The organism is Comamonas sp. 14P8.1.4 (assembly GCF_057799285.1).
Genome location: NZ_JBYOKN010000006.1, coordinates 87,576 through 104,592, shown reverse-complemented (window position 1 = coordinate 104,592; position 17,017 = coordinate 87,576). Strand labels below are relative to the sequence as shown.

Sequence of the window (17,017 nt, the reverse complement as noted above, 5' to 3'; positions counted from 1 at the left end):
TCCATGCTCCCTGTCTCTTTGGAATGGATGGCTGCGTCCATCTTTGCCCTGGCCCTGGTCCACACTTTTGCGGCCAAGCAGCTCGAACGCCTCTCCCACCGTTTTCCGCGCCACGCGGGCCTGTTTCACCTGCTCGGTGAAGTCGAGGTGGTCTTTGGCTTCTGGGCCATCGTGCTCATCGCGCTGATGGCGCTGGCCTCTGGCGGCCCTGCTGCCTTGCACTATGCGGAATCACGCAACTACACCGAACCGCTGTTTGTCTTCGTCGTGATGGTGATGGCCGCCTCCAAGCCGGTGCTAACCACGGTGATTGCCGGGGTCAACGCCCTGGCCCGGCTGGCGCCCCTTTCCACGCCGGTGGCCACCGCCTGGCTGGGTCTGGCCGCAGTGCCGCTGCTGGGCTCGCTCATCACCGAGCCCGCCGCCATGACGATTGCCGCGCTGATGCTGGCCACGCAAATCTTTCGCCCGCATGTGCCGGAAGGGCTGAAATACCTGGCCATGGGGGTGCTCTTTGTGAATGTCTCCATCGGTGGCACGCTGACGGCCTATGCCGCCCCGCCGGTGCTGATGGTGGCCACCACCTGGCAGTGGGACAGCGCTTTCATGCTCGCCACCTTCGGCTGGAAGGCGGCCGTGGCCGTCGTGGTGAATGCCAGCATCGCCACGTTCTGGCTGCGCCGGCACCTGCGCCCCACGCTGCCGGGCAACGATGCGCTGCCGCCAGCCACGCGCACGCCCTGGCCGGTGGTCGCCGTGCACCTGCTGCTGCTGGCTGGCGTGGTGCTCTTTGCGCACCACCCGGTCATTTTTCTGGGCTTGTTCCTGCTGTTTCTGGGCTTCACCCAGGCCTATGCGCAATACCAGAGCCCGTTGATTTTGAAAGAAGCCTTGCTGGTTGGCTTTTTCCTGGCGGGGCTGGTGGTGCTGGGCGGCATGCAGCAGTGGTGGCTGCAGCCCATCGTGGCCGGTCTGGAGCCCTGGGCGCTGTTCATTGGCGCGGTGGGATTGACGGCCATCACGGACAACGCCGCCCTGACCTACCTGGGCTCCTTGATTGAAGGCATCTCCGAAGCCTCGCAATACATGCTGGTGGCCGGGGCCGTGGCGGGCGGTGGATTGACCGTGATTGCCAACGCCCCCAACCCGGCAGGTGTGGCCTTGCTCAAGCGCGGTTTTGCAGACGAAACCGTCAGCGCGGCAGGATTGCTGCTGGGGGCTTTGGCCCCCACGGCGGTGGCGATTGCGGCGTTTTTGCTGCTGTGAGGCAGCGGCGGCGCGCCGTTTTTCTTCCTAAAAACCGATACCAGCGCTGATGCAGCAAGCGCTGGCCGCTATGGTTTCAACACCATCCAGCGCTGACTGCAGAACGACTTGAGGCGGTCTGCGGCGGCCCTTTTTCAGGGCTGCTGCCTGTCGTGTGGCAGGTGCTGCCCACATTCCGGGCAAAACTTATCATCGATGCCCACGGTGTGGCCTGCCGCGCAGCGGAGTTGCCGGCCCAGTGCCGGGTTGTGCAAAAACGAATAGATCGTGGCAAATGCCATGCCGTAAAACAGTATCCAATGCCCGCTGAACGCACGGTAGGTGCGCAGCACATGCGCCCCTTCAGCGTGTACTTGGTCGCCCGCAACCCCGAGTGCGAAATTCACGAAGGCATAAGCAAACAGCCCATAGGCCGTGTTGCGCATCCATTCTGGGCAGCCGCTGAGCAGCACCGACCAGCGAATGCCGCCCATGCCACGCGCGCCCTTCATGGCAAAGTTGGCCAACAGCACGGTAGGAAGCCACACCACAAAAACGCCCCCGCCGAGCACTTCCAGCGCCCCAAGCTCCACCAGCGCCTGCGCCCACACCGGTACGGGCACATTCAGCCAGGCCAGCGCATTCACCAGCAAGGCGCCCACCGTGCCCAGACCGGCCAGCCACAGCAGCGGATACAGCAACACCCTCATGCCTGCGCCCCGGCAGCGCCGCTCAGGGCCATGGTGGTGCGGTTGGAGCTGGGTACGTGCATGGCGGTATTCCTTTTGGCACCATGGCAGTCCGCCGGATGGCGGCCTGCATGGGGTGGTTATGTCTGGGTGAACGTGCAACAGGGCTTGCTTGGCAGCTGCTGTTAAAAACTACTATTTTGATATTTTTCCATACATATTAATAACTCAACAGCCATTTATTTGTATAGAAAAGTAGGTAATTTAATCCACTAACATAGCTGCATCAGCCACGTGCATTCGGTGCATCCAGAGCGCCCGACGCCCGGGGCACCGCAGGCTGCGCAGACACCACCCCCAATTTGAGCCCCAGCACACCCAGCACTTTGTTGAGCGTTTGCACCGTGCCCAGGCTGCGGCCCTGTTCAATATCAAGCAGGGTTTTGGCGCTGATGCCCGCCATCTTGGCCAGCTCGGCACTGGTCAGCCGCATGCTGCGCTTGAGGTGGCGCACGGACTGCTGCAGCGTCCAATGCGGGTGGCTCAGCACATCGTCAATCGCCTGTTTGCGCAGCATCAGCTGCTCCGGCAGGCTCAGGGTGTTGTAGCGTTTGTCCATGGTTCCTCCTTCAGGCCAGGGCCTGCATGCGTGCAGCCATGGCGCGCAAACCTGGTTGCAGGTGGGCGTGTACATCGGGCTCCAGCCCCAGTGCCGTACCCTGCTCGGCCAATTCCGCCAGCGCCGGCGCCATGGCGGCCAGGCCTTGGGCCAAGGCCGTGCGCTGCAGCCGGCCCTGTGGGTCCACCCCAGGGCTGCACACGGTATCGAGCACACGGGCCCAATCGGGCTGGCCGTGGTCATTGCCTTCCCAGCGAATGCGCCGTGCAATCCCGTCCGGGTGCAAATACATGGGGGCAAAGTCAAACAACGGGGTCAACGCTACATGGCCCTCAAAGTCCCGCTGAATGGCGGTGTTGGGCGCGTGGTTGTCTTTGTTGCCCAGTGCCAGGTTGGCCACATCGCGGCGCACATACTCCAGCACTTCCGCCTGCGGATCGCTGCAGTGCGCCACCAGCGCGCGGCAGACTGCATCGTGGCTGGGCACGCTGTCAAAACCGTTGTGTCCCGTGAGCGAGGCCACGCTCTCTTGCGCCAGACGCTTGACGCGCCGCCCCTGGGCCGTGAGCTGCACGCGCCGGTCAAAGCGCGGAATGAACAGCACGCGCCCACCTTCCAGGCGCAGCGGAGCATGCACACGCAGGCCCAGGCGCTGCGCCAGCTGCATATAAATGGGTTCATGCCGCAGGATTTGCGCCAGCGCCGCATCACTGCCGCGGCTGAATTTGACGATGAAGTGCTTGGCCGCCTGCGCATCGGGCAAGGCGTGGTCCAGGTGCAGCAAGCCGGCATCGTCCATGGTGAGCAGCAGCTTGGGCCACTCGCCCTGCACGCCCGAGGAGCCCGCCACAAACAGCCCGTGCTGGGCCAGGTGCTCGCTGAACTCTTCCACCCGGGCCGAGACCTCCTGCACGGCAAAGCCGCCCACTACCGCACCCGCTTGTTGCTGCAGCTGTTGCGACTGCGCTTGCAGCCATTCAGCCGCTTCTTTCACGCGCACATGACCAATGGGATTGCCTGCGCCCGCCAGCAGCAGCGGCCAGTCGCCCGCCTGCTCCAAGGTGGGGGGCAGCTTCAAGCGCCGCAGCAACTCGGCACGGCCAAAGCCCTGGGGCAGCATGTCCATCAGCCACACCGGCCAGTGGTCGCAGGCCAGCGGCTCCAGCCCCACGGGGTAGTTCACGCTCAGCGCATGGGCATCGCGCTGGCCAAACTGGTCCACCGACCAGTCCACGGCATAGCCCGTATAGGTCTTGGCGCGCCAGCCTTGCGCGGCGTCGCCCCACAGCGCCACCGAGGCCACATCGTGCCACTGGCCCTGGGCATGCAATTGCAAGGTACAGGCATTCATAGGAGGTTTTCTATACAAGTTAGAACCATCAATACCCATAGTATGTATAGAAAAACACTGAAATGCACGTGGTGTGGCTTTCAGGGTGCAGCCGCGCCAACAGCGCGCAGTGAGGGCTTGCGCACCAAATATGCCTCTAGCCCTTATGCAGCAAGGGCGGATAGCTATAAAAGTCCATAACACTACAAGCCAGACGGCCACCCATGCAGCCCCAGCCATTGCATACACATTGGGCACACATATTGCTGAATGTGGGCATGCCCCGCATTTTGCTCATCAACCCCAACACCAACGCCCAGACCACCACCATGATGGTGCAGCTGGTTCGCGCCCAGTTGCCTGCAGATTGGGAGGTGCAAGGCTGCACCGCCACACAGGGCGCAGCCATGATTAGCAATGCCGCAGAGCTGGCCATTGCCTGCGCCCAAGTGCTGCCCTGCTGGCAGCGCGCCAATCATGGGCAGTGGGATGGCGTGCTGATGGCCTGCTTTGCCGACCCCGCCCTTGAAGCCCTGCGCCAATGCACAGGCCTGCCCACCATGGGCATTGGTGAGGCAGCCATGCTGGCCGCCAGCCGCCACCAGCAACGCTTTGGCATTGCCACCACCACACCGGGGCTGGATGCCGCCATGCGCACCATGGCACAGCGCCTGCACGTGGCGCACCTGTACACCGGGGCACGCTATACCCAGGGCGATCCGGCACAGCTGGTCAGCCAGCCCGAAGCCTTGGCGCACAGCCTGCAGCAAGCCCTGCAGCAATGCGCCAGCACCGACGGTGCGCAATGCGTGGTAATTGGCGGCGGCCCCTTGGGCCAGGCCGCGCAAACCTTGGCAGCGCACAGCCCCGTTCCCTTGATAGCCCCGCTGACTGCGGCGGCGCAGTGGCTGCAACACGCACTGAGCCACACCCCCTTCCCCACGCAACGCCTTATCGCGCGTTGATTTTTCTGACCTTATGACCGAAGCACCCACCATGAAACACCACCTGCGCACCTTCGCACTCAGCCTCACCGCTTTGGCCGCCCTGACCACCGGTACCGCCCATGCCAGCAGCGTGCTGGAGAACATTGAACGCACCAAGAAGGTACGCATCGCCATCCCTACCGACTACCCGCCCTACGGCATGGTGGGGATTGATATGAAGCCCCAGGGGCTGGACATTGACATGGCCCGCTACGTGGCCGGCAAGCTGGGCGCCAAGGTCGAGCTGGTGCCCGTGGTCAGCGCCAACCGCGTGCCCTATCTGCAAACGGGCAAGGTGGATTTGGTGATCTCCACCCTCGGCAAGACCGAAGAGCGCGCCAAGGTGGTGGACTTTTCGCACAGCTACTCACCCTTCTTCCAAGCCCTGTTTGCGCCCAAAAGCGTCACGATCAAGGACTGGAGCGATCTGAATGGCAAGACCATTTCCGCCACCCGCGGTGCCATGGCCGACGCCGAACTGACCAAGGTCGCCCCCGCCGGCGCGCAGATCCGCCGCTTTGAAGACCACATCGGCACCGTCTCTGCCTACACCTCCGGCCAAGTCCAGGCCATTGCCACCAGCGCAGGCGAAGGCGACGTGATCAACAAGCAGGCCCCCAAGCTGAACAATGAGTTGAAGCTGATCCTCAAGGTCAGCCCCAACTTCATCGGTGTGAACAAGGGTGAAACCGCCTTGCTGGAGCGCGTGAACGCCATCGTGCTGGAAGCCAAGCAAACCGGTGAGCTGGAGCGCCTGTCACAAAAATGGCTCAAGCAACCCGCAGGCGATTTGCCCTTGTAAGCCTAAACAGCCTCCAGCCCTTATGTAGCAATCACTAACAGCTATCAAAACTACCATCCAAACAAAAAGGCCAGCGCATGCGCTGGCCTTTTTGTTTGGATGGAAAGCTGGGGGCAGGTTTTACGCCGTCATGCTCTCCAGCGTGGGGTAGTCGGTATAACCCGTTGCGTCTGGGCTGTAGATGGTGCGCGGGTTCAGCTCATTGAGCGCGGCCCCGCGCGCCAGGCGTTCGGGCAGGTCGGGGTTGGCAATGTAGACGCGGCCAAAGGCCACGGCATCGGCAGCGCCGCTGGCCACCACGGCTTCGGCCTGCGCGGCGGTGAAGCCGTCGTTGGCAATGAATGCACCCTGGTAGACCTTGCGCATGTGCTGGCCGATGGGCAGCACGCCGTCTTGGAGCTCTTCGCGCGAGAAGATAAAGCCCAGCTTGCGCGCCTGAATTTGCTCTGCCACATAGGTGAACAGCGCCACGGGGTTGCTGTCGTGCATGCTGTGCGTGTTGCTCATGGGGTTCAGGTGCACGCCAATGCGCTCGGCGGGCCACTCCTGCAGCAGCGCATCCAGCGTCTCCATCAGGAAACGGGCGCGGTTTTCAATGCTGCCGCCGTACTGGTCGGTGCGCTGGTTGCTGCCATCGTGCAAAAACTGGTCAAACAGATAGCCGTTGGCGGCATGCACTTCAATAAAGTCAAAACCCGCCGCCTTAGCGTTGCGTGCGGCCTGCGCAAAGTCTTGCACCACGGCCGCAACTTCGGCGGTCTCCAGCGCGCGCGGCACGGCATAGGGACGCTTGGGGCGCAGCACATTCACCTCGCCCTCGGCGGCAATGGCGCTGGGGGCCACGGGCAGCTGGCCATCGAGCAGTTCGGGGTCAGAGATGCGGCCCACATGCCACAGCTGCACGGCAATGTGGCCGCCTTCGGCATGCACGGCATCGGTCACGCGCTTCCAGCCCGCAACCTGCTCTGCCGACCAGATGCCCGGCGTGTTGGGGTATCCCACACCCATGGGCGAGACCGAGGTGGCCTCGGTCAGCATCAGCCCGGCACTCGCGCGCTGGCGGTAATACGTCACCTGCAAATCGCCAGGCGCGCGGCCTTCAAAGGCGCGCATGCGCGTCAGGGGCGCCAGCACCACACGGTTGGGCAAGGTGACAGAGCCGATCTGCCAGGAGGTGGAAAGTGAAGACATGCGAGCCATTCGTCAGTAAAGCCGCCAGCGCCACACAGCGCGGGGGCAGAAAAGAACACACACAACAATACGCCGTGTGCTGCCAGAGCGGCGCAGCGGCCCGTGCCGTGCGCCTTCGCTCACACATGGTGCTAGGGGCGAAGACTTCAAGGGCTCTGCGGCCCAACGCCCGCACCGGGCAACAACCACAGGGCTGCCTTGCGGAAAATGGCATGCCAAATTGCCTTGCAGCCCATACCCTGCAAGCGCTGACAGCTATCAAAACAACCAGGCAGCACCCGCAACGGCGCCCCCTTGCGCGCCCCCCAAGCCGTCGCCAAGCGGACAGCAGCCCTTCATCCACATGCCCATGGCCCTGCCTGTCGCGCACCGCCAGCCGCCGCGTTGCGGTTTGACGCCGTTGCGTGCGGTCACGCCCAGGGTTGTGTTAAATTTAGATACAAATTGAGCACCCCGCTCTTTTTCCCTCGCATCCCGCCGCGCAGCCACCGCCATCGCGCCCCTGCGGCGCACCCGGATGCACCTTGCACACCCTCCCCCTGCGCAGCCGGTGCCATCACCCGCTGCGCGCTGGCGGGCCGAACTTTTCTATGACCGCATTCAATCCCTACCTGCTGATTACCCCGGCAGTCATGGCGGCGCTGGGCATTGCGCTGGTCTGTGCCTGGAACTATGACCGACGCCAGCGTGGCCTGGGCTGGATGGCCGTGGGCATGCTGGCCACCAGCATTGCGCTGGCCGTGCAAAGCGTGCTGTCGCCCGCGCAGATTGGGCACTACGCCATCTATACCGCCGTGTTCTACCTGGCCGGTGCCTGGCTGGCGGGGCTGAGCATTGCCGACAAATTTCAGGTGCCCTACCACCCCCGGCTGGCGGCGCTGATCAGCGTGCTGACCTGGTGTGCCATTTTTTACTACAGCCGCCTGTACGAGAGCCTGGCCATTCGCGCCTACCTGCTGAGCCTGGGGCTGGGTTGCCTGCACATCCTGCCTGTGTTCAACGTGCTGCGGCTGCGCCACCAGCCCCAGCGCCCGCTGCTCGATACGCTGCTGTACTGGACCTACCTGGTGTTTGGCGCCTACACCGTGCTGCGCCCCATCACGCTGTGGGGGCTGGGGCAGCACTCCATCGATACGCTGGTGCAATCCGCCTACTGGTTTGTAACGCTGCTTGGCTCCATCCTGTTTTGCATGGCATTTGCTTTTTTGATGCTGGCTTCCGCCATCCGCCACACCCTGAGCCGCCTGCACGCCGAGCGCGATCTGGACCCGCTGACGCATTTGCTCAACCGCCGCGCGTTCCAAGAGTCGGTCGATACGCAGATGCGGCAGGCACCCACCGGGCCAGCCGCCATCGTCATGGGCGACCTCGATTTCTTCAAACAGATCAACGACACCTGGGGCCACCGCTGTGGCGACCAGGTGCTGTGCCATGTGGCCGCCTGCCTGCGCCACAGCACGCGCAGCCAGGACGTGGTAGCGCGCTACGGCGGGGAAGAATTTGTGCTGCTGCTACCCAACACCTCGCAAGACAGCGCGCTGCAGATCACGCAGCGCATTCAGGCCGCGCTGGCGGCAGACCCGTTTGCGCTGCCCAACCAGCAGCGCTTGACCATGAGTTTTGGCATCACCGCGCTGCAGCCGCACGAGGCCATCACCGATGCCATTGCGCGGGCCGACCAGGCCCTGTACCAGGCCAAGCAGGCGGGGCGCGACCGCATTAGCCTGGGCTAAGTGCCAGGCTGGCCCCCTAAAGGGCGGGCTTTACAGCTTCCACCACCCCACCATGCCCAGCGCGGCCAGGGCCCACATCAGCATCATCGCGTGGCGGCGCCACGCAGGGTGCTGGCGCAGCACGGTGAAAAAGCCCAGCGCACAGGCCGCTGCCAGCAGACCGGCCATGATGGGCAGCCACGCGATCAGCGCCTGCGCGCGCTCGGCACCCGAGCCGGTCACGCCCATGGTGGCGATCAGCGCCAGCGGCAGGCAGCCGCACAGCGTGAGCGTAAACGAGGCCAGCAGATACGACCAGCCGTAGCTCAAACCCAACAAGGACGGCGAGGAAGATGGCTGGGACATGGCGGAAATTCTTTCAGAGTCAAACAAGGTTGCAGCGCTTGATTTTAAAGCGCTAGCAGCTATCAAAATAAATGCGTGTACCAGTGGGCAGTGGGAATGGCTGGTCGTGGCCGTCAGATGGCCCTAGAGGGGCAACCCGGCACCGCTGAATGACTAGACCAGAGAAAAACAAGCGCCACACCAAGTTCTCAGAAGGGCTGCACGCAGCCGCATTCTGGACGGCTTGCCCCAGCCTTGGCGCAGGCATGGCTATCGCCCCCCCGCAGCGAGCCCCCAAGCACCGTCCAGCCAGCGCCCAAGCAGTTTCACCTGGATACATGGACAATACATCCATTACAAGTAGACACCACAGTGGGGGGAGACCCATGAACAAGCAATGGATGAACACCATGGAGCGCAGCATGCAGGCCGCGCCCATGCCCTATGGCCTGATTGACCCCGACACCCAAACGCTGTGCTTTAGCAATGCTGCACTCGAGCAGCTGCTGCAGCGCCACAGCCTCAGCAGCGGCCAGACGGTGGCGCAATGCAAGGCACAGCTGCAGCCCACCGTGGCGCACTGCATAGCCACCGCCTGCGCGCAAACCCACCACTGGGAAGCCAGCCAGACCACGCTGCACCTGGTGCCTGTGCACGAAGACGGCCGCTTGCTGGGCATTCAATGCTTTGCGCATCAGGACGCGCACACGCAGGTGCAGCGCCTGCACGATGCGCTGCACACCCTGCCCGTGGGTCTGTGGTTTGCCCGCCCCGGCGGCGAGATCTACTGGGCCAACCGCGCCAACTCCTTCTACCGCGAAGACCGCGATCTGGAGGCCTACCTCAGTTCCTCCCAATGGGTGGGCGACATCCACCCGGACGATCTGCCCCGGTGCGCGGCCTCGTTTGCCAAGGCCGTGCTCAACGGCAAGGTCGAGCCCTATGAAATGCGCATTCAAGTGGCAGATGGCAGCATGCACTGGTTCCATGTCGATGGCAGCCCCGTGTACAACGCCGACGGCAGCATCGACCGCTGGGTCGGCATCGTGCAGGACATCCAGGCTTTCAAAGACAAGAAAGCCCAGTTGCAGGCGCAGATAGCGCAGCTGCAAGACCAGGTGCAGACCCAGGCACAGCAGCTGGCCGATGTGCATGCCGAACTCTCGCGCGTGCAAAAAATGGAGCTGCTGGGCCAGCTGGCAGGCAGCGTGGCGCATGATTTCAACAACCTGCTGTTCGTTATTCGCCTGAATGCCGGCATGCTCAGCCGCCTCAGCCAGGACCCCAAGGTCATTGAGTGCGTGGAACTCATCCAGCAAGACATTGCCCGCGCCACGCGCACTGCGTCGGAGCTGATGACCTTCAGCGGTCGCCAGCCCCAGCAGCCACAGACCTACGCCCTGCCCAAGCTGATGGCATCGCTTGAAGGCTTGCTGCGCCGCGCCGTGGGGGCCGAAGTGGATTTTCAGATCACGCTCGCCCCCGATCTGGCCCCGGTGCACATCGACAAAACCTATTTTGAAAACGCCCTGCTGAACCTGTGCGTGAACGCGCGCGACGCGGTCGCCGGACGTGGCCAGGTGCAGCTGCGCATGGCCAACTGCCCACACCCCGAGGCGCTGGACGCCAGCCAGCCCGCCCAGCCGCTGGTGCGCATCGACATCAGCGACAACGGCTGCGGCATGAGCGCAGAGACCATTGCCCGCGTGCTGGAGCCGTTTTTCACCACCAAGGAAGTGGGCAGCGGCACCGGTCTGGGCCTGCCCATGGTGGAGCGCTTTGTCCAGCAAGCCGGGGGCTTCATGCGCATCACCTCCACCGAGGGCGCGGGCACCACCTTCTCGCTGTACCTGCCGCAGTCGCAGCAACGCGAAGTCCTCACCACCGATGTACGGGTCCAGGCGCAAAGCGGCAGCGAAAACATTCTGCTGATTGAAGACGACCTGGCGGTGCGCAACGCCGTGGCGCGCCTGCTCATCGACATGGGCTACGCCGTATCGACCGCCTATTCGCCCGAAGTGGCGCTGGAATACCTGCGCACCGGCCTGGCCCCGGACATGATCCTGTCGGACATGCGCATGCCCGGGCGCATCACGGTCATGGAGATGGTGCACACACTGGAGGCTGAAGGCCTGCTGCCCCCCGTCTTGTTCATGACCGGCTACACACCCGAGGCGGTCAGCGCCGAAGGCATGGTCAATGGGCGCTTCCCGGTCATCTACAAGCCGGTCAGCGCTGCCGAGCTGACCTTGCACGTGCGTGCCACGCTGGATGCGGGGCTGTCTCAAGCGCAAGAGGCAGATCGCCAGCGCGCAGCACCAACCAGCAGCGCACCCGCTTAAGCCGCCGTTTTCGCCCTGGCTACGCTCTGCTGGCGTGGCCAAGCGCTGCCCGCTGGCTGGGCACCACATAAGGCAGGCGCGCGCCCATTTGCGCGCTCTACACAGCCTCTCCCACGCTGCTCGTGCCATCTGTACGGCGCCCCGGCCCAGCCACGTCCCCTGACAGCCCAACAGCCGCCCTCCGCTGCACGCCGCGCTGCCCTCTCTCCAAGGCTCCACAGCATTTTTATCTTTTTTTGAATCCAGCCATTATTTAATGGCCGCTTAGTGGGTTGAATTTAAAGAGTGATTTTTTCAAATATCTACTTAATGGGTTTTCCATTAAGTAAATATTCTAGGCATTGCCGTAATTCACAAACATATGATGTCTTACAACTAAATCGGAGACATCATGAAAAATCCATTATCTGACCTTACCATTCTGGATCTTACGCGGGTTAGATCTGGTCCAGCTGCCGTGCGCCAATTTGCAGACTGGGGGGCTCATGTCATCAAAATTGAAGAAGCCAATGCTGGATCGGATGATCGCCCGGGTGGCTCTGCACAGTATGCCGATTATCAAAACACGCATAGAAACAAAAAAAGCATCACGCTCAATTTGAAATCTGAAGAAGGTCTTCGCTTATTTTATGAGCTGGTCAAAAAAGCTGATGTGGTGGTGGAGAACTATCGCCCTGATGTCAAAAACAGATTAAAGATTGATTACCAAAGTCTCAAGGCCATCAACCCCCAAATCATTCTTGCCAGCATTTCGGGTTTTGGACAAACTGGCCCCTATGCCAAGCGCCCGGGGCTGGACCAAATCGCGCAAGGCCTGTCGGGCCTGATGAGTGTGACGGGCGAGCCAGACCAAGGCCCCATGCGGGCAGGCATCCCTGTGGCCGACCTGACTGCGGGCTTCTTCTGCGCCATGGGCATTTTCACTGCCCTGCATGAGCGCAACCGGACAGGGATAGGCCAATGGGTGGAGTCTTCCTTGCTCCAAGCGCAGATTTACATGATGGATTTCCAGGCCGTGCGCTGGTTGATTAACAAAGAAATCCCCGGGCAAAGCGGTAATGACCACCCCATCAGCTATCCCACAGGGGTATTTGAAACCGAAGATGGCTACATCAATATTGCTGCCATGGGCACGGACATGTTTCAACGCCTGTGCAATAGCCTGAATATGGATGGTGCCAAAATCGACCCTCGTTTTGATACGGTGCCTAACCGTTCCAAAAACCGCCAGGCACTCAAAACACTGATCAATCAGCAAACCCAAAAATACACGTCAGATGCACTGATCGACAAGCTCAATCAAGATGGTATTCCGTGCGGTGCTATTTTAAGTCTGAATAAAACATTTGAAGATCCACAGGTCAAGCACCTGGCAGTCACCACCCATGTGCCAACTGCCGATTATGGCGATCTGGAACTGCTGGCCCCACCTTTCAAACTCAGCCACCACCAGGAGTTCACATTCAAGCCCGCGCCCAAAGCCGGTGAACACAACCAGGAAATTTACTGTGGCATGTTGAATATCAGTGATAAAGCCTTCCGAGAACTTGTAGATCAGCAAATCATATGACCAGAAATTTATCGGAAAGCATCTACCTCTCGATCAAATCAAAAATCACAAATAAAAAACCCAGCTACACCGAAAAAATACCGACTGAAAATGATTTGGTTAACCTCTACAACGTCAGCCGCATCACGGTCAGAGAGGCAATCAAAAAACTAGAGGCAGAGAAAATCGTCGAAATACGGCGTGGTATTGGTACTTTTGTGCTGAACACCTCACCCAAAGACAACGCCAGCCTGAATTTGAAAGAGATTCAGGGATTGCGTAAATCATTGGAGATTTCATCGATCTACCTGGCCTGCCAAAACAGAACCGAGTCAGACATTCAAATTTTAAAAAAGATCATTGAAGATCAAAGTTTCTATGTGGACATCGAAAACAACACCACATTTTCACTGGATTTCCACCTGAATATCTGCCTTGCCACGCACAACGATTATTTGATTGAAATTTACAGACAGCACTATCCCTTGTTTCGACTGGATATTGAGCAAGTCAAGATGCAGCAGGATGTGGAGCGCCACCTGGAGGTGATTAAAGAGCACCGCAGCATTCTCAATCACATCATCCATCAAGACTCCCACGCTGGCATTAGCCAGATGATTCATCACCTTGACACACCTAGGCATTAAATGACCGACAAAATCAAATCTGAAAAAATTGGCAAGCGCCTCTATATCACTTTCAATGATCCTGAGACGCTGAACTCCATCTCGTTGGCCATGTGGCAAACCGTCACCAACTTGCTGGCCGCAGCCAAGGATGATCCCGAGGTGCACCTGGTTGTTTTCCAGGGCGCTGGCGGCAAATCGTTTGCCAGCGGGGCCAACATCTCTGAGTTCGAGCAACAGCGCACCCACAAGGAAGCCGTGGACAACTACGAAGTGGTGGCAGAAGGCGCGCAAATGGCCATCTTCAACTTCCCCAAGCCCACTGTCGCGCTGATCAATGGTTATTGCATTGGTGGCGGCTTGAATATTGCCCTGTGCTGTGATTTACGTTATGCCTCGGAGAAAAGTATTTTCTCCATTCCTGCAGGTCGCCTGGGTCTGGGTTATCGATTTACAGCGCTGCGCAATTTGGTGCATGCGGCAGGCCACGCCAATGCGCTGGAGATTTTCCTTACGGCCAAAAAATTTGGCGCACTGGAAGCCAAATCCAAAAACATCATCAATGACTATTTCAATGAAGATGATCTGCAGATGGCTGCAGAAAAAATCATGGCTGCCATTGAAGATAACGCACCTTTGACATTGGCTGCAGGAAAAAAACTCATCAAAGAAATTCAAAAAAGCACCGACCAATTGCAAGAGCTTTCAAAAATTCTCGTGAAGCAATGCTTTGAAAGCCAGGATTACCAAGAAGGGAAAATTGCCTTTAAGGAAAAGCGGAAACCACAATTTCGTGGCATTTAAAACATAAATCAAAGGAGACAAAATGAAAAAACTACTTGCGTCAGTACTCATCCTCGGTGCATTTTCCACCAGCCATGCCAGCGAAGAATGGCCCAAGCAGGCCATTAAAATCGTGGTGGGTTATGCAGCCGGCGGCACCACCGATTTACTGGCCCGCGCACTCGGTGAAGCGGTGGCCAATGAAATTGGCCACCCTGTGATTGTTGAAAACAAACCCGGTGCCGCAGGCAATATTGCGGCGGCCAGCGTGCAAAACAGCAACGACGGCCACACCTTCTTTATGGCCACCGTCTCCAGCCACGGCATCAACCCGGCCATGTTCACCACCGAAAAAGTGCTGGGCTACGCACCGCGCGGCTTCAAGCCCGTGTCCATGGTGGCTTCCATACCGCTGGTACTCATCACCAACAAGACCTCGGAATACACCTCGGTCGACAAAATCATCAACAAGGCCAAAGCCCAGCCAGAGAGCATCTTCTACGCCTCCAGCGGCATCGGCTCTCCGGTGCACATTGCCGGGGCCATGTTCTCGAACGCCGCCAAGGTCCGCATGACGCACATTCCGTACCGCGGGGGCGGTCTGGCCAACCAGTCCGTGCTGGCCAATGAAACCCAGCTCTCGTTTGCCACCATGCCTGGCGCCATGCCGCAAATCAAAGCCGACAAGCTGCAAGCATTGGCCGTCACCACCAAGACCCGCTCGCCCCTGCTGCCCAACACGCCAGCACTCAAGGAAATTCCGGGGTTTGAAAACTACGAAATCAACACCTGGAATGCAGTGCTGGCACCCGGAGCTACCCCCGCCGCCGTGGTCAGCAAGCTCAACACCGCCGTGGTGGCCGCACTCAAAAAAGAAAAACTCAACGCCCGCTTCCTGCAAGAAGGTGCGGTGCCCGAAAGCAGCACCCCGGAAACCTTGAGCAAGTTCATCGATGAGCAACTCAAATACTGGCCCGGCGTGGTCAAGGAACTGGGCAGCCAGCTGAGCAAATAAGGCGCAGCGCCCGCGCAGGCTGTTGTATACCCCGCACAAGGCAACCTCTGGGTTGCCTTTTTTCATGCCTGGGTGCAGTGCAGCACGGCAGCGCCCGTGGTGCGACCCAGGCACACTCTGTTGCCAGGCCCCCACATCCCGAGGGCTTGCCGTCACGACGGCTCAGGGTGCGTCGAGCACACCGTTAACCCGCAAAAATCCGACAGGCTGTAGGCTTAAACCGATAACCATACACAGCCTTCGTAGAATTTCGCCGAGCGGTCCCGTGCATCTTCACGGGCACTTCACAGGCCCTGCCTTCAGGAGCAAGCGATATGAAATCTTATGCGCGGTTGTATCCCCAAATGCTGGAACGCTTGCAGCAAGCCCCCGCCTTTGCCTCGCGCGAAGAAGCCGCCCTCGGTCTGCGTGCCGCTTGGCTGGCCGTGCACCAGGAGGTGGGCGCCAGCAAGCGGCTGATCCAGATCCTGCAAAGCGCGCGCATTTGCGCCGAACAAGGCTGGCGCGATATTGACTGCAATGTCTGCTACCTGGACAGCCCGGAAAGCCCCCCAGTGCGCCTGTTTGTGCATGCCAACGGCGGCATTGTGTTGCAGCGCATGGCACCGGATGACAACGAAATCATCTTTGCCAAACCGGGCAAAGTGTGCCTGCCCGCGCTGTGATGCCCGCTGGGGCATATGCACTGCGCGTGCCCTGCACACACATGCACGGCGCAACACAGACCTGCACACGTCCAATGGGCCGCTAGCACTTATCTAGCCAGTGCTGGCAGCTCATTTTTTTATTGTCTGCCATTTGCACTGCCCCCTGCTGGGCTCACTACCACTGCCCGGCCCACGTGCCCGAACGCTGCACACGTCCGGGCACGGGCCAGCAGCCCCCTCCCCACCAGATAACCTCAGGAAAAGATGCGCGCGAAAAATCCTTTGCGCTTGTGGCGCCCTTCCAGCTCACGCAGGATTTGCGCCTTCATCTGCTCCGTCGCATCCTTGCTGCCGCGCCCGCTCATGCGCTGGTAGGCCTTGACGGCATCGACATAGCCACGGTCTTCGTTGCGAATGTGGTTGAACAGCCAGCGCGACAGCAGGCCGTGCAGCTCGTTGGCCACATCCTCCCCCGCCTCAAAGCGCGCCTGCAGCTCACCCACGCGGCGGATGAACAGCTCGTGCACGCGCTTGTGCGGACCGGAGAACATATAGCCTGCCTCCTCGATCATCCCCTCCTCAAAGGCGAAGTGCGACAGCGTGTAGTCCACCGTCTCTTCAATCACCTCGCCCAGACCCTTGCGGTCATGGGACTCACGCACCTCATACAGCCGGTTGATGTAATCCACGATGCGGCGGTGCTGGATGTCGATCTCTTCAATGCCCGTATCCAGGTCGGGAACCCAATGCAAAATGGCCATAACGCGATGTAACTTTCATCAAATATCTGACGGAATTGCTACATCGTAGTTACCCTAGGCCTGCGCCGCTGCCCCATTTCGGTGCCGCGTGATGTGCATCAAGACACTTTGCGTACAAATTACAAGAATTGTCTCAAGATATTGCAAAATTCGCGCAACGGTTCAGATGTTCGCGGAAAACATCGATTTCCGGCATTTCAAGCGCCTGTGTGCGGTGGCATGGCATATTCCGCTGCTGAACACCCGCTTTCGTAGCCCTCACCCACAGGCTTCGCCCAGCGACAGAGGCTGCCAGTGCACCGCCCCACGCCCTCACCGCCATGCCTGCGGCCACGCAAAAACCACCCGCGCTTTTCCCCACGATCGTGGGCTGCC

At 60.2% G+C, this 17,017-nt stretch carries 16 protein-coding genes; 10 read left to right on the top strand and 6 right to left on the bottom strand.

Features of this window, described 5'->3' with window-relative positions; translation table 11 throughout:
* The first annotated feature begins 3 nt into the window (after positions 1-3).
* Positions 4-1,266, top strand: a complete 1,263-nt coding sequence (locus AC27VO_RS11565; protein WP_488666864.1) for a putative Na+/H+ antiporter — start codon at positions 4-6, stop codon at positions 1,264-1,266.
* A 134-nt stretch (positions 1,267-1,400) separates the two neighbouring features.
* Here the strand turns inward: AC27VO_RS11565 and AC27VO_RS11560 are convergent, their stop codons facing one another.
* From AC27VO_RS11560 to AC27VO_RS11550, 3 genes are all read right to left on the bottom strand, one after another.
* Positions 1,401-1,955, bottom strand: a complete 555-nt coding sequence (locus AC27VO_RS11560) for a hypothetical protein (protein WP_488666863.1) — start codon at positions 1,953-1,955, stop codon at positions 1,401-1,403.
* Between the two features lie 265 nt (positions 1,956-2,220).
* Positions 2,221-2,553, bottom strand: coding sequence for a helix-turn-helix domain-containing protein (locus AC27VO_RS11555; protein ID WP_488666862.1), 333 nt, complete (start codon positions 2,551-2,553; stop codon positions 2,221-2,223).
* 10 nt (positions 2,554-2,563) lie between these two features.
* The gene (locus AC27VO_RS11550; protein ID WP_488666861.1) at positions 2,564-3,904 is read right to left on the bottom strand and encodes a type II toxin-antitoxin system HipA family toxin; all 1,341 of its coding nucleotides are present in this window, start codon (positions 3,902-3,904) and stop codon (positions 2,564-2,566) included.
* Positions 3,905-4,161: 257 nt separating this feature from the next.
* Here AC27VO_RS11550 and AC27VO_RS11545 point away from each other — a divergent pair, with 257 nt between their 5' ends.
* Together AC27VO_RS11545 and AC27VO_RS11540 are read left to right on the top strand one after the other, a co-directional pair.
* The gene (locus AC27VO_RS11545) at positions 4,162-4,848 is read left to right on the top strand and encodes an aspartate/glutamate racemase family protein (protein WP_488666860.1); all 687 of its coding nucleotides are present in this window, start codon (positions 4,162-4,164) and stop codon (positions 4,846-4,848) included.
* A 13-nt stretch (positions 4,849-4,861) separates the two neighbouring features.
* Entirely contained in the window at positions 4,862-5,671 is an 810-nt protein-coding gene (locus tag AC27VO_RS11540) for a transporter substrate-binding domain-containing protein (protein ID WP_488666859.1), read from the top strand.
* Between the two features lie 120 nt (positions 5,672-5,791).
* Here the strand turns inward: AC27VO_RS11540 and AC27VO_RS11535 are convergent, their stop codons facing one another.
* Positions 5,792-6,862 carry an alkene reductase gene (locus AC27VO_RS11535; protein ID WP_488666858.1) on the bottom strand — a complete coding sequence of 357 codons (1,071 nt, stop codon included), beginning with the start codon at positions 6,860-6,862 and terminating at the stop codon, positions 5,792-5,794.
* Between the two features lie 590 nt (positions 6,863-7,452).
* On the opposite strand from AC27VO_RS11535, the gene AC27VO_RS11530 reads away from it, so the two are divergent.
* Entirely contained in the window at positions 7,453-8,595 is a 1,143-nt protein-coding gene (locus tag AC27VO_RS11530; RefSeq protein ID WP_488666857.1) for a GGDEF domain-containing protein, read from the top strand.
* A gap of 30 nt (positions 8,596-8,625) precedes the next feature.
* On the opposite strand, the gene AC27VO_RS11525 is transcribed toward AC27VO_RS11530, so the two are convergent.
* Positions 8,626-8,940 (bottom strand): hypothetical protein, encoded by a 315-nt coding sequence (locus AC27VO_RS11525; protein ID WP_488666856.1) that lies wholly within the window; start codon positions 8,938-8,940, stop codon positions 8,626-8,628.
* A 365-nt stretch (positions 8,941-9,305) separates the two neighbouring features.
* Between AC27VO_RS11525 and AC27VO_RS11520 the strand changes: the two genes are divergently transcribed.
* From AC27VO_RS11520 to AC27VO_RS11495, 6 genes are all read left to right on the top strand, one after another.
* Entirely contained in the window at positions 9,306-11,261 is a 1,956-nt protein-coding gene (locus AC27VO_RS11520) for an ATP-binding protein (RefSeq protein ID WP_488666855.1), read from the top strand.
* Positions 11,262-11,652: 391 nt separating this feature from the next.
* Positions 11,653-12,831, top strand: coding sequence for a CaiB/BaiF CoA transferase family protein (locus AC27VO_RS11515; protein WP_488666854.1), 1,179 nt, complete (start codon positions 11,653-11,655; stop codon positions 12,829-12,831).
* Positions 12,828-13,457, top strand: a complete 630-nt coding sequence (locus AC27VO_RS11510) for a FadR/GntR family transcriptional regulator (protein WP_488666853.1) — start codon at positions 12,828-12,830, stop codon at positions 13,455-13,457. Before AC27VO_RS11515 ends, AC27VO_RS11510 begins: the two co-directional genes overlap by 4 nt.
* Entirely contained in the window at positions 13,458-14,240 is a 783-nt protein-coding gene (locus AC27VO_RS11505; protein ID WP_488666852.1) for an enoyl-CoA hydratase, read from the top strand.
* 22 nt (positions 14,241-14,262) lie between these two features.
* Positions 14,263-15,234 carry a Bug family tripartite tricarboxylate transporter substrate binding protein gene (locus AC27VO_RS11500; protein WP_488666851.1) on the top strand — a complete coding sequence of 324 codons (972 nt, stop codon included), beginning with the start codon at positions 14,263-14,265 and terminating at the stop codon, positions 15,232-15,234.
* Positions 15,235-15,548: 314 nt separating this feature from the next.
* Positions 15,549-15,899, top strand: coding sequence for a hypothetical protein (locus AC27VO_RS11495; RefSeq protein ID WP_488666850.1), 351 nt, complete (start codon positions 15,549-15,551; stop codon positions 15,897-15,899).
* A 236-nt stretch (positions 15,900-16,135) separates the two neighbouring features.
* Here AC27VO_RS11495 and AC27VO_RS11490 read toward each other — a convergent pair whose 3' ends face one another.
* On the bottom strand, positions 16,136-16,642 hold the full coding sequence (locus tag AC27VO_RS11490; RefSeq protein ID WP_488666849.1) for a bacteriohemerythrin: 507 nt from the start codon (positions 16,640-16,642) through the stop codon (positions 16,136-16,138).
* Positions 16,643-17,017 lie beyond the last annotated feature (375 nt).

What these genes read in the sequence shown, in the direction of transcription:
- AC27VO_RS11550 (WP_488666861.1), bottom strand. Translation starts at nt 3,904, where the DNA reads ATGAATGCCTGTACCTTGCAATTGCATGCCCAGGGCCAGTGGCACGAT.
- AC27VO_RS11525 (WP_488666856.1), bottom strand. Translation starts at nt 8,940, where the DNA reads ATGTCCCAGCCATCTTCCTCGCCGTCCTTGTTGGGTTTGAGCTACGGC.
- AC27VO_RS11540 (WP_488666859.1), top strand. Translation starts at nt 4,862, where the DNA reads ATGACCGAAGCACCCACCATGAAACACCACCTGCGCACCTTCGCACTC.
- AC27VO_RS11510 (WP_488666853.1), top strand. Translation starts at nt 12,828, where the DNA reads ATGACCAGAAATTTATCGGAAAGCATCTACCTCTCGATCAAATCAAAA.
- AC27VO_RS11565 (WP_488666864.1), top strand. Translation starts at nt 4, where the DNA reads ATGCTCCCTGTCTCTTTGGAATGGATGGCTGCGTCCATCTTTGCCCTG.
- AC27VO_RS11530 (WP_488666857.1), top strand. Translation starts at nt 7,453, where the DNA reads ATGACCGCATTCAATCCCTACCTGCTGATTACCCCGGCAGTCATGGCG.
- AC27VO_RS11515 (WP_488666854.1), top strand. Translation starts at nt 11,653, where the DNA reads ATGAAAAATCCATTATCTGACCTTACCATTCTGGATCTTACGCGGGTT.
- AC27VO_RS11545 (WP_488666860.1), top strand. Translation starts at nt 4,162, where the DNA reads ATGCCCCGCATTTTGCTCATCAACCCCAACACCAACGCCCAGACCACC.
- AC27VO_RS11535 (WP_488666858.1), bottom strand. Translation starts at nt 6,862, where the DNA reads ATGTCTTCACTTTCCACCTCCTGGCAGATCGGCTCTGTCACCTTGCCC.
- AC27VO_RS11505 (WP_488666852.1), top strand. Translation starts at nt 13,458, where the DNA reads ATGACCGACAAAATCAAATCTGAAAAAATTGGCAAGCGCCTCTATATC.
- AC27VO_RS11495 (WP_488666850.1), top strand. Translation starts at nt 15,549, where the DNA reads ATGAAATCTTATGCGCGGTTGTATCCCCAAATGCTGGAACGCTTGCAG.
- AC27VO_RS11500 (WP_488666851.1), top strand. Translation starts at nt 14,263, where the DNA reads ATGAAAAAACTACTTGCGTCAGTACTCATCCTCGGTGCATTTTCCACC.
- AC27VO_RS11520 (WP_488666855.1), top strand. Translation starts at nt 9,306, where the DNA reads ATGAACAAGCAATGGATGAACACCATGGAGCGCAGCATGCAGGCCGCG.
- AC27VO_RS11560 (WP_488666863.1), bottom strand. Translation starts at nt 1,955, where the DNA reads ATGAGGGTGTTGCTGTATCCGCTGCTGTGGCTGGCCGGTCTGGGCACG.
- AC27VO_RS11490 (WP_488666849.1), bottom strand. Translation starts at nt 16,642, where the DNA reads ATGGCCATTTTGCATTGGGTTCCCGACCTGGATACGGGCATTGAAGAG.
- AC27VO_RS11555 (WP_488666862.1), bottom strand. Translation starts at nt 2,553, where the DNA reads ATGGACAAACGCTACAACACCCTGAGCCTGCCGGAGCAGCTGATGCTG.